At 44.5% G+C, this 12068-nt stretch carries 11 protein-coding genes, 1 tRNA gene, 1 rRNA gene and 1 riboswitch; of the genes, 11 read left to right on the top strand and 2 right to left on the bottom strand.

Features of this window, described 5'->3' with window-relative positions:
- The first annotated feature begins 16 nt into the window (after positions 1 to 16).
- The 9 genes from rrf to thiH all read left to right on the top strand — a co-directional run bounded on the left by rrf (position 17) and on the right by thiH (position 7306).
- Positions 17 to 132, top strand: a 5S ribosomal RNA gene (gene rrf / locus L4D05_RS23600).
- 40 nt (positions 133 to 172) lie between these two features.
- A tRNA-Asp gene (locus L4D05_RS23595) sits at positions 173 to 249 on the top strand.
- Between the two features lie 374 nt (positions 250 to 623).
- Positions 624 to 1007 (top strand): fluoride efflux transporter CrcB, encoded by a 384-nt coding sequence (gene crcB, locus L4D05_RS23590; protein ID WP_428754947.1) that lies wholly within the window; start codon positions 624 to 626, stop codon positions 1005 to 1007.
- A gap of 54 nt (positions 1008 to 1061) precedes the next feature.
- Positions 1062 to 1162, top strand: a riboswitch (TPP riboswitch).
- A 120-nt stretch (positions 1163 to 1282) separates the two neighbouring features.
- Positions 1283 to 3202, top strand: coding sequence for a phosphomethylpyrimidine synthase ThiC (gene thiC, locus L4D05_RS23585; RefSeq protein ID WP_428795438.1), 1920 nt, complete (start codon positions 1283 to 1285; stop codon positions 3200 to 3202).
- A gap of 19 nt (positions 3203 to 3221) precedes the next feature.
- Entirely contained in the window at positions 3222 to 4442 is a 1221-nt protein-coding gene (locus tag L4D05_RS23580) for a thiamine phosphate synthase (RefSeq protein WP_428795437.1), read from the top strand.
- Positions 4442 to 5215 carry a HesA/MoeB/ThiF family protein gene (locus tag L4D05_RS23575; RefSeq protein WP_428795436.1) on the top strand — a complete coding sequence of 258 codons (774 nt, stop codon included), beginning with the start codon at positions 4442 to 4444 and terminating at the stop codon, positions 5213 to 5215. Before L4D05_RS23580 ends, L4D05_RS23575 begins: the two co-directional genes overlap by 1 nt.
- Positions 5212 to 5415, top strand: coding sequence for a sulfur carrier protein ThiS (thiS, locus tag L4D05_RS23570; protein ID WP_428754951.1), 204 nt, complete (start codon positions 5212 to 5214; stop codon positions 5413 to 5415). Before L4D05_RS23575 ends, thiS begins: the two co-directional genes overlap by 4 nt.
- A 1-nt stretch (position 5416) precedes the next feature.
- Complete coding sequence (locus tag L4D05_RS23565) at positions 5417 to 6184, top strand: thiazole synthase (RefSeq protein WP_428795435.1); 768 nt, start codon at positions 5417 to 5419, stop codon at positions 6182 to 6184.
- Positions 6185 to 6193: 9 nt separating this feature from the next.
- The gene (thiH, locus tag L4D05_RS23560) at positions 6194 to 7306 is read left to right on the top strand and encodes a 2-iminoacetate synthase ThiH (RefSeq protein WP_428795434.1); all 1113 of its coding nucleotides are present in this window, start codon (positions 6194 to 6196) and stop codon (positions 7304 to 7306) included.
- A gap of 85 nt (positions 7307 to 7391) precedes the next feature.
- Here thiH and L4D05_RS23555 read toward each other — a convergent pair whose 3' ends face one another.
- Together L4D05_RS23555 and L4D05_RS23550 are read right to left on the bottom strand one after the other, a co-directional pair.
- Positions 7392 to 9185 carry an aminopeptidase P family protein gene (locus tag L4D05_RS23555; protein WP_428795433.1) on the bottom strand — a complete coding sequence of 598 codons (1794 nt, stop codon included), beginning with the start codon at positions 9183 to 9185 and terminating at the stop codon, positions 7392 to 7394.
- A gap of 165 nt (positions 9186 to 9350) precedes the next feature.
- Positions 9351 to 10292, bottom strand: coding sequence for a LysR family transcriptional regulator (locus L4D05_RS23550; RefSeq protein WP_428754955.1), 942 nt, complete (start codon positions 10290 to 10292; stop codon positions 9351 to 9353).
- Between the two features lie 148 nt (positions 10293 to 10440).
- On the opposite strand from L4D05_RS23550, the gene L4D05_RS23545 reads away from it, so the two are divergent.
- The gene (locus tag L4D05_RS23545) at positions 10441 to 11589 is read left to right on the top strand and encodes a multidrug effflux MFS transporter (protein ID WP_428795440.1); all 1149 of its coding nucleotides are present in this window, start codon (positions 10441 to 10443) and stop codon (positions 11587 to 11589) included.
- Positions 11590 to 11690: 101 nt separating this feature from the next.
- The gene (gene tsrA, locus L4D05_RS23540; protein WP_265677440.1) at positions 11691 to 11975 is read left to right on the top strand and encodes an H-NS-like global regulator TsrA; all 285 of its coding nucleotides are present in this window, start codon (positions 11691 to 11693) and stop codon (positions 11973 to 11975) included.
- The last annotated feature ends 93 nt before the right edge of the window (positions 11976 to 12068 follow it).

Raw genomic sequence — 12068 nt, 5'->3', positions numbered from 1 at the left:
GTAAAAGAAGAATTTGCTTGGCGACCATAGCGTTGCGGACCCACCTGATCCCATGCCGAACTCAGAAGTGAAACGCAGTAGCGCCGATGGTAGTGTGGGGTTTCCCCATGTGAGAGTAGGACATCGCCAGGCTTTAATTTATGGACACTTGCAATAGCGAGTAAGCCACTGCGGAGTGGTAGTTCAGTTGGTTAGAATACCGGCCTGTCACGCCGGGGGTCGCGGGTTCGAGTCCCGTCCACTCCGCCACTTATACTAAGCCTCAGTCGAAAGACTGAGGTTTTTTTACGTTTGAGAAAATTCTCAGTGATGGTTCAGTCACTTTCCCTTTTAGTCAGATCGGTGGTTGGTTACGCTGATTTGAGCTCTGTTCACTCTGCCATTTTCCCCATTGAATGGGGTAGGGCTGCCAAATAGTTCGACATAGGTATATTGCGGTTAATAGCTACATACTAGAGCGACAGTAAACATCACTAGAAGTGACGCATGTAACGTTTGAAATCTGTGAGAGTTCGCCACTAAAGATATACTCATTATAACGACTAATTTTCAATACTAGTGTCGTAATCAATCCTTCTTCGTATATTATTGCTGTATTGATTATATTTGTTGGTAAGCGAGTTATGGGACAATTTACAATTTTGGGATATATTGCCCTAGGAGGAGCCTTTGGTGCTTGTTCGCGATATCTAATTTCCGAACTTTGTGTGGTACTTTTAGGAAGGGGGTTCCCGTATGGGACTCTGACAGTGAATGTCGTGGGGTCTTTTATTATGGGGTTACTCATAGCTGCATTTGAAGCGGAATTAGTGGTCACCGAGCCATGGCGTCAAATCATTGGACTCGGTTTTTTAGGTGCATTAACCACATTTTCTACATTCTCCATGGATAATGTCTTACTTATGCAGCAAGGCGCTTTTTTTAAGATGGGTTTGAATGTGCTGTTAAACGTGTTTTTGAGTATCACAGCAGCGTGGATCGGTTTCCAATTGTTGATGAAAACTTGAACAAATTAACATTTGCTCAATAGCGTTTTCACAAAATTTCGTTTATGATTGTCGCAATACTTGTCGGAGTGCCCTTTTGGGCTGAGACCGTTAATTCGGGATCCGTTGAACCTGATCAGGCTAATACCTGCGAAGGGAACAGGAGAAAGAAAGGAATTTCCCTCTTTTATCAACTACCTACGATGATATTTTGTTGTTGTATTGTCGTTGATACCTCTTGTATTCACACATCCGTCAAGCATTTATCTTTCTTATACGATAATAAAGGAAATGCTATGTCGACTCGTAAACAAACCAGACTGGAAGCCAAACAATTTATCGACACCTTGTCGGTAACGCCTTATCCAAATTCTGAAAAAACATATATTCAGGGTTCCCGTGAAGATATCCAAGTTCCAATGCGGACGATCCATCTTGCCGACAGCTTAGTCGGCGGCTCGAAAACTAACCCAATCTTTGAAGCAAACGAACCGATAAACGTGTACGACACCTCAGGCGTTTACACAGATCCTAATCACAACATCGACCTTTATTCGGGACTACCAAAGCTTAGAGAGCAATGGATTGAGGAAAGAACAGATACTGAAATTCTTTCTGGTGTCACATCTGATTTTGCTCAAGAGCGCCTGAATGATGAAACGCTTGATGACCTCCGATATGGCCAATTACCACGTATACGCCGTGCAAAAGAGGGTGCCTGTGTCACTCAGCTTCACTATGCCCGCCAAGGGATTGTGACTCCAGAGATGGAGTACATCGCTATACGGGAGAATATGGGGCGTCAAAAAATAGCAGACAAAATGCTAACTCAACAGCATCCCGGTCAAAGTTTTGGTGCTAACTTGCCAAAAGAGATCACACCTGAATTTGTTAGAAAAGAAGTTGCTGAAGGTCGAGCAATCATTCCATCAAATATCAACCATCCAGAATCTGAACCAATGATCATTGGCCGCAATTTTCTAGTTAAAGTTAATGCTAACATTGGCAATTCATCAGTGTCATCTTCGATAGAAGAAGAGGTTGAAAAGCTTGTCTGGAGTACCCGCTGGGGTGGCGATACTGTTATGGATCTGTCGACAGGGCGTAATATTCATGAGACCCGTGAGTGGATTCTACGTAATAGCCCAGTCCCAATTGGTACCGTTCCTATGTATCAAGCGTTAGAAAAGGTAAATGGCATTGCCGAAGACCTTACATGGGAAGTGATGAGAGACACACTAATAGAGCAGGCTGAACAAGGTGTCGACTACTTTACGATTCATGCGGGGCTGCTCCTTCGTTATGTCCCTATGACAGCAAAGCGTGTCACAGGTATTGTATCTCGAGGTGGCTCTATTATCGCCAAGTGGTGTTTAGCGCACCATACAGAAAGTTTCCTTTATACCAACTTTAAAGAGATCTGTGAGATTTGTGCTAAGTATGACGTTGCACTCTCTTTAGGGGACGGGCTAAGACCAGGGTCTATCGCTGATGCTAACGACGAAGCGCAGTTTGCCGAATTACGCACATTGGGTGAGTTGACCAAAATTGCTTGGGACTATGACGTTCAGGTCATTATTGAAGGCCCTGGCCATGTTCCGATGCACATGATCAAAGAAAACATGGAAGAACAACTAGAGCACTGTCACGAAGCACCATTCTATACACTAGGCCCTTTAACTACCGACATAGCACCAGGATATGACCATATTACGTCTGGCATTGGTGCTGCGATGATCGGTTGGTATGGCTGCGCTATGTTGTGTTATGTCACACCTAAGGAGCACCTGGGGCTACCGAATAAAGAAGATGTTAAGACAGGGCTTATTACCTATAAGCTTGCTGCTCATGCCGCGGATCTTGCGAAAGGTCACCCGGGGGCACAAATTCGAGACAATGCGTTGTCGAAAGCTCGTTTTGAGTTCCGCTGGGAGGACCAGTTTAATCTCGCCCTTGACCCTGATACTGCACGTCAATATCACGATGAAACCTTGCCTCAAGAGTCAGGAAAAGTTGCTCACTTCTGTTCGATGTGTGGACCTAAGTTTTGCTCAATGAAGATTTCACAGGAAGTCAGAGAGTATGCCAAAGGTCTAGAGTCCCAAGGCGATATAAACATCAAACTGATAGAAGATCCTTTAGAGGGGATGCGACAGAAGTCAGAAGAATTTCTCGCTTCTGGGGCGGAGTTATACCACCCAGCAGTGACTGAATAAAATACCATAGGAGTATCCTTTGAAAATACTATTGCCGGCTAACTGCCTCGATATTGGCAACCATTTACAATCGATATTAGGGATTGCGAAACAAGCAGGCTTTGATACTTCATCAATCTCAGTGGGGGCAAGTACAACCACCCAAGTAGAGCTTGTTGGAAATAATCTGAGCACAACCGTTGTTGCGACGGATCTCTTTGCATCTGAGTTTTCAGATGATGTTGATTACGCGCTGTTCTATCAACATCAGAAGACCAAAGCTGAACTATCGAACGAGAGCAATGTAGCTATAAAAACTCGAATCTATTTAAATGTAATAGATGAACAGCAGTCGATGGACGTATGGTCGTGCAATAGTGAATCTCCCAGAGCGCTTAATAGTGTTTCAGCCATTGAAGAGACGAGTTTCCATTTCTCATGGTTTATTGTTTCATTGCTGCTCGATTTTCCTGTCGAAGACGCGTTGGTTTTGGCGCGTGCAGGGGGTGTTTCACGTGAAACATGGCCTTATCTGAATCAGCACTTTCCAACACCTGTTATTGAAGATGAGCTAATTAACATAAAAGTAGGTTGGGCTGTAAAGGCGAGTAAAACTTCATTTTCAACGATGAGTAAGGCGAGCCTTGGTCTATATCCAGTAGTAGACAGTGTTGATTGGATTAAAACACTACTTGAGTTCGGAATAAAAACGATACAGTTAAGAATTAAGAACCCTGACGATGTGAACTTAGAATCTAAGATCAAGCAGGCGATAGAGCTCGGGAATCAATATAACGCACAGGTGTTTATCAATGACTACTGGCAGCTTGCGCTTAAGCACAAGGCTTATGGCGTTCATCTTGGTCAGGAAGATATAGAAACTGCCGAACTAAGACAGATTGCGAATGCAGGTATTCGACTTGGACTTTCTACCCATGGTTATTACGAGTTGCTGCGAATTGTTCAAATTAATCCGAGCTATATTGCACTTGGTCATATTTTCCCAACCACCACGAAAGATATGCCTTCGCGTCCACAGGGGCTTGTTCGTTTAGGCTTGTATCAGCAGCTCATAGACACTATTAACTACGGCAATTCAGTTGGGTACCCTACTGTTGCTATCGGTGGTATCGATCTTAATACAGCGCAGCCAGTGTGGGATCGTGGGGTATCGAGTTTGGCCGTGGTAAGAGCGATCACCCAAGCTAACGATGTACCAAACGTGATAGATCAGTTTTCCCGCATAATGAGGAAACCTTAATGGTGCTAGATAACCAGTTTCAACGTTATATTCGACAGATCAGCGTGCCAGAGATCGCTGAGCGAGGGCAACAAAATTTGCTATCTAGCCATGTGTTAGTTATCGGATGCGGAGGATTGGGGACAGCCGCCTCACTGTATTTGGCTGGTGCTGGTGTGGGGCGTTTGGTCATTGCTGATCAGGATATTGTTGAGCTCTCTAACTTGCCTCGGCAAATTGCATACCGGCAAGAAGATGTTGGTGTATCAAAAGTCACAGCATTAAAACAGCAGTTAATGGATCGAAATGACGATGTTTCAATAAGAACGATAAATACTTTTCTTAGTGGAAATCAATTGAAGCTTGAAGTGTCTTTGGCTGATGTTGTCATCGACTGCAGTGATAATTTGCCAACTCGTCATGCCATCAACCAAGCGTGTTATGAGACAAACACAAATCTAGTCTCTGGTGCGGCAATTGGTTGGAATGGTCAGTTGACGGTATTCGGCTTTGCTAGTCAGCCGTCAGGCCCTTGCTATCGGTGTCTTTATCCGTTCAATGAATTATCTTCACCAATCGACTGTTCTAGTAGCGGCGTGGTAGGCCCGGTAGTTGGAATGATTGGTGTCTACTCGGCTCTTGAAGCAATCAAAATAGCCAGCGGACTAGTTCAAAGTATTACGCCAACGCTGAAAATGTTTGACGGCTTTAATGGCCAATGGCAATCACTAAAATTACAGCATGACCCGGAATGTAGGGTTTGTGCATCTAGCCAAAAGGAGCCTGTGTCATGATATCGATTCAAGTAAATGGATTATCAATGGAAGTTGAAACGACAACAACGTTGCAGCATGTTCTCGATTCTTTAGCTATCGACACTCATGGTTGCGCCGTTGCGATTGATGACAATATTGTTCCACGAACCACATGGGCGTCTTTCGCGCTTAAATCACATATGAACATCAACGTATTTCAGGCCATTGCCGGGGGCTAACATGTTAACGATCGCAGGAAAGAACTTCTCATCTCGCTTATTTACAGGTACAGGTAAGTTCGCTGATAAGTCACTTATGGTCGACGCCATCATTGAAAGTGGTTCTGAGTTAGCCACAATGGCGCTTAAACGCGTCGACTTAGACACCCAGGAAGATGACATTCTTCGTCCTCTTATCAAGCGAGGGGTAAATTTGCTGCCTAATACATCGGGCGCAAAAAATGCCAAAGATGCAATATTTGCAGCACATTTAGCAAGGGAAGCGCTTGGTACAAATTGGTTAAAGTTGGAAATTCATCCGGACCCTAAGTATTTGCTACCGGATCCAATTGAAACGCTCCTTGCCGCTGAGCAACTGGTAAGAGATGGCTTTATTGTTTTACCTTATTGCTCTGCTGATCCAACGCTTTGTAAGCGATTGGAAGAGGTAGGTTGTGCTGCCGTCATGCCATTAGGCGCTCCAATTGGCAGCAATAAGGGGTTAGTGACACAGGATTTTTTAGAAATTATTATTGAACAAGCTAATGTTCCTGTTGTTGTTGATGCTGGTATCGGCGCACCTTCCCATGCGGCGCTGGCAATGGAGCTCGGTGCTGACGCTGTACTGGTAAATACCGCCATTGCATCGGCAGCGAACCCTGCTGCAATGGCGAAGGCGTTTAAGCTTGCGGTTGAATCTGGTCGATTGGCATACGAGAGTGGTTTAGCGGGTAGGGTTAATCATGCCGTGGCGTCTAGTCCATTAACGTCGTTTCTTGGCAGTAATTAGGAGGCGACGATGAGTTTTGTTACTGAGCATGAAAAATATGACTGGGACGATATTCGATTATCGATTTATAGCAAAACTGCCGCAGATGTAGAGCGAGCACTTAGCAAAACCAGGCTGAATCTTGATGATTTTTCTGCATTAATATCGCCAGCGGCAGAACCTTATTTGGAGCAAATGGCACAACGGTCTTATGCTCTGACGCGTCAAAGATTTGGCCATACGATGGGGATGTACATTCCACTCTATTTGTCGAACTTGTGCGCGAATGCTTGCACGTATTGCGGTTTTTCAATGGAAAATCGCATTAAGCGCAAAACGTTGTCGATTGATGAAATACAAGATGAGTCTACAGTAATAAAGTCGATGGGGTTCGATAGTGTACTCTTAGTCACTGGCGAGCACGAAACCAAAGTTGGAATGCGATATTTCCGACTGGTGTTACCAGAAATTAAGCAGCGTTTTAGTTATTTAGCAATGGAAGTTCAACCATTGGATACTGATGAGTATAAGGAACTTAAGTCGTTAGGGCTTGACGCGGTCATGGTGTATCAGGAAACCTATAATCGTCGTACTTACGCAGAGCACCATCTTAGAGGGAACAAAATGGATTTTGACTACCGGTTGGAAACACCCGATCGGTTAGCTCAAGCTGGTGTTGATAAAGTAGGAATTGGCTCGTTGATAGGGCTAGAAGAATGGCGAACAGACTGCTTTTACGTTGCTGCGCATCTACAGTATTTAGAAAAGCGCTATTGGAAAACACGTTACTCAATATCATTTCCTCGGCTTAGACCCTGTGAAGGGGCGGTACAACCAAAATCCGTAATGTCAGATAAGCAGTTGGTGCAACTTATTTGTGCCTATCGTTTATTTAACAATGAAGTTGAATTATCGCTATCGACTCGTGAGTCTTCTGAGTTTCGTGACAATGTTTATCCGCTTGGGATTACCAGCATTAGTGCAGCGTCAAAGACGCAGCCTGGTGGGTATGCGAGTAACGCCCAAGAGTTGGAACAGTTCGAAATAAGCGATGAACGTAGCGCACAAGAAGTTGCCTTGTCAGTTAAACAGCGTGCGATGGAGCCGGTATGGAAAGACTGGCATCAGTCTTACTCTGGTTAAATCTATAGTAGATTAAGGCGTGAAGGCCTATGTTTCACGTGAAACAAAAGAGCTGCAATTGCAGCTCTTTTGTTTATGAGCCAAGTTAGCGGCTAATTGGTAGGCAGGCTTCGCGTAACCATTCAAGAGTTTCGCCAGTTACTAACGGAGAAATATCATCAAAAACGGTTTGATGATATTGGTTGAGCCAGTTAACTTCAGCCTCGCTTAATTGGTCTAACACAATATTGCGCTTGTCGATTGGGCAGCGTGTTAGCGATTCAAACCCAAGCATGGTTAGGTCACCTTGTGTCGTTTTCTCAACGACCAACTCTAGATTCTCGATTCGAATTCCAAATGCATCTGCTCGGTAATAACCCGGCTCATTAGATAATACCATTCCTGGTACGAGAGCGGTGTTGTTGACGACTTTTGCAATACGCTGTGGTCCTTCATGGACACTAAGGAAGTGACCCACACCATGTCCAGTACCGTGGTCGTAATCAAATCCATTTGCCCATAGGTGTTGTCGAGCCAAAATATCAAGTTGGTGTCCACAAGTCCCATTCGGGAACAATGCTGACGCTAGTCCAATATGGCCCTTGAGCACGAGGGTGAATTGATGCTTCATTTCATCGCTCGGTTGACCGATAGCAATTGTACGTGTGATGTCCGTTGTGCCATCAGGGTATTGACCGCCTGAGTCAACCAAATATAGGCTGTCATTTATTAGCGCCCCTGGTTGCTCTTGATTCATGTGATTATAGTGACACATCGCTGCGTTACCACCGGATGCAGAAATCGTATCAAAGCTTAGGTCGACAAGTGAAGTATCTTCACGACGGAATGATTCTAACTGATTAGACAAAGAGCCTTCATCGTGTGTCACCTTATTTTCGACTTGGTTATCCAGCCAAGAAAAAAATTTGACCATCGCCACGCCATCACGAACATGGCTTGCTTTCATGCCAGCGATCTCCACACTGTTCTTGGCTGCTTTAGGCATCAAGCATGGATCAGCGAGTGGAAGAACGATAGCACCGACACGTTCGAGTTCAAGTTGGAACCAGGCATTACTTGTACCTGAGTCTAATGACACGACTTTTCCTGCTAGTGCTGCAAGCTCTTCAGATAAAGAATCAGGGGCATGGACGGTGACACTCTCACCAACGTGTTGGTCAAACAGTTGGCGATCGGTGATCCGTGCTGAGTCAATAAAGAACTTCACGCTACCATCATCAAAGAGAATGGCATGTGATAGCAGAACAGGGAGGCGAGAGACGTCGAGACCTCTAACATTCAAAAGCCAGCAAATAGAGTCTAGCTCGGTGATCACTGCAGCTGCCGCACCTGATTGGCTTAAATTCTGACTGAGCTCACGTCGTTTATCTAAACTTGATTGTCCTACATAATCGAGAGGCATAAGCATCACATCACTGAGTTGAGGAGCAGGACGGTCAGCCCAGTGAAGATCAACAGGATTGGTGTCGCAAGGGACAAGCTGGAGTTGGCCTGCTACTTGGCTCTGTGCGCCGTGATACCAATTGCCTCGGTGCATACGTGGATCTATCCCCACTCTAGAACCCGCAGCAAGGTGCTCTAGTAGCCAAGTGACTGGTGGTGTTTCAATTAAGTGGCAATATTCAAACGTTTCAGCGGGGACTTGTTTGGTTACTTGGACGGTGTAACGACCATCAACAAAAATCACAGCGCGATCTTTAGTAATCACCGCTGCACCAGCTGAACCAGTAAAGCCTGTTAGCCAGTGTAGGCGTTCATTGTGCTCAGGTACATACTCACCCAAGTACTCATCTTCATGAGCGATGATAAAGGCGTCGAGTTGATTGGACTCCAGCCATGCTTGAAGTGCGGAGACGCGTTGGGATGTGAAAGGTTGCATCGGTAATTCCTTCTATTGGGCGAGTGAGCTCGGCCTACTGTTATTTGCATTATAAGCTAGCGCTTTTAGTGAATAGTTACAATCCATTATGCAGTACACATTGTTTACCATTTTTTCAATAGCACTCTTACTACGCAATAGGTTGTTGATGTACGAAGTTGATCGCTAACGAAGATGGAGTGTTTTCTGCTTTATGATATCGATAAGCCAATTTAGAGCTGGGTCGTTATCTCGTTCTTTGTGCCAAAATAATGTGTAGGCCATTGGGGGGAATTCTAATGGTAAGGGTAATACCACCAACCCCAATTGGTCGGCAACAAGATGAACAAAGTGACGAGGGGCTGTAAAAATAAAATCGGTATATGAACATAACGCCGCCGCATTATTGAAGTCAGGCACGGTAATAGCGACATCTCTCTCTTTGCCCATATCGGAGAGGCGATAATCTAGTAACCAGCGATCGCTACCATCGCAACGTACCTGTACGTGTCGCAACGACAAATAAGCGTCTAGGTTCCATGGTTTGGATAGTACGGGGTGGTTAGCCCTAACCAAGCACATTTGATTATCTCGATACACTTCTAATTCGCGAATGTCTTCTGGAGGATACATGGTTCGAATAGCATCTCGAATATCAATATCTTTGCCGGTTATGCCTAAGTCCAACTCTCCTTTTTGCATTTGTTCAAAGGTACGTTCATTCCAAGCATGTGTACTAATACTCAGGTTGGGACCTTGGCTGAAAATAGCGGGTAAAAAATGAGGCATGATAAGTGGGTAGACACTCTCTACTGCTGCAATATGGAAACGATATTCGCTACTGGTTGGAGAAAACTCTGGTGGGTGGGTAATCGCTTGTAGGTGACTGACTAGCGCATCAAGTTTTGGTTTTAGGTACATGGCTTTGGGTGTTGGTGCTAATCCATGAGCTTGGCGAGTAAAGAGCGGATCATTAAATAGCAGTCGTAGTTTTGCCAGGGACTTACTGACAGCAGACTGACTGACGCATAGTCGGTTAGCCGCGCGAGTGACGTTACGCTCTTCTAACAATACACTTAAGCATAGCAGTAAGTTTAGATCGACTTTGTTTAGTGCTTCCAAATTCATGAAATGAAATTCCATATGGGAATAATACTAATGAGTATAAACCATTTCTGTTCATATCATATTGTCGTTATTATGCGGCAATTAAAATTGAGAAGAGAAGTTTCACGTGGAACAGCGCATATCCAAGATACAAATAGCGGCCTTAGTTATGTTGGTTTTCTTTAGTCCTCTAGCTATTGATATTTATCTGCCCGCATTGCCGCAAATATCGACCGCATTCCAAGTCGATCACACTCTTGCTCAAGACACGATTACATGGTTTTTATTTGCAATGGGTGTCGGGCAATTATTTGCAGGCCCACTTGCTGATAAGCTCGGACGTCGAACGGTTGCATTATGTGGTATCAGCATCTATGGGTTGAGTGCTTGCTTGGCGTGGGCCGCTCAATCAATTGATTGGATGTTGGCTGCTAGGTTGCTACAAGGCTTAGGCGCTTGCGCCACATCGGTAGCGGCCTTTGCAACCGTTCGCGACCTTTATGGGCCAGAAAAAAGTGGCAAGATGATTAGCTACCTAAACGGAGCCATTTGCTTTATACCGGCCCTAGCTCCAATTCTAGGGAGTTACTTGACTCATCACTTTGGCTGGCGCGCAAATTTTAGCTTTATGGCTGGCTTTGCATTAGTGGTTGGTCTTATGGTTGTAGTTAACATGAAAGAGACGAATCCAAAGCAGCAAAACGATCGCTATTTTGCACTGTCTCGCTATATTGATGTGTTGCGTACACCGACGTTTATTTTTCATGCAACGCTATGTCTACTCGCGATGGGCGTTATTTTAGCGTATGTGACGTCGGCTCCGGTACTCTTGATGGAGAATATGGGACTGAGCATGTCTGAGTTTACCTTTTGGTTTGGACTTAATGCGGTCTTTAATATCGCTGCTTGTATGTTAGCGCCAAAATTTATGGATAAAATTGGCACCCATAAAACCTTGCAATGTGGCATCCTTGTGCTGTTAATTGCGGGTACACTGATGGCTCTGGCGGCGTCATTCAATACGCCATTATCGTTTATGTTGCCCGTTATTCTTGGTTCAATTGGCTTTGCGTTTATTTTGGGCGCGGCAGCGGGTAAAGCGCTTGCTCCATTTGGCGATAAAGCAGGGACAGCGGCGGCGTTATTAGGTTTATTTCAAATGAGTGGCTCTGGTTTACTCGTTGGCACGATGCAGCGTACCGGATTAGAGCCTCAGTATATGATTGCTTTCTTAATGTGGTTGGCTCTTCCCGCGTTATTTATCTTGCGTAGTCGTTCTGGGCAGGCTTGGCATCAGATAATAAATATTACTGATTAGTAAAAAACGGTCAATTTGAAAACGATTTGGTTTTCCTATCGCGTAAACAGGTGTATATTTGAAGGTATATTCCTTTCTATTATTAACTGGATCGATAAAGCATGTCTTTGACTACTTACGAAATGGCTCGCATTCTTGAGCAAATGGAAGAGTCTCCAGAAAAAATCATGTTCGGTAAATTACTGACCGAGCTTGGCAATCAAAGTGAAGAGCGAATCCGTAGCGCTGCAAAACAAGTACCAATTCACATGCTTAGAGATATCGTTTATCAATTTCAAAGAGTGATTGAGTCACGCAAAGGCGAACAAGTTCAATCTTTGGCAAAAGAGTTAGCAGACCAAGGTATTTCTGCAGAAGAGCTACAGGCTTTTTTAGCAAGTAAATAACGTTGTCTCCAAATAAAAAGCCCTGTCGTGTAATCGACAGGGCTTTTTTATGGGTGGTGATTTTTAGCGCGTTGTTTATCGAGTATTAAAGTC

This window comes from Vibrio nomapromontoriensis (assembly GCF_050337205.1).
GTDB classification, from domain to species: Bacteria; Pseudomonadota; Gammaproteobacteria; order Enterobacterales; family Vibrionaceae; genus Vibrio; species Vibrio nomapromontoriensis.
The sequence above is the reverse complement of the archived record's forward strand: the minus strand, read 5'-3'. Positions and strand labels throughout refer to the sequence as shown.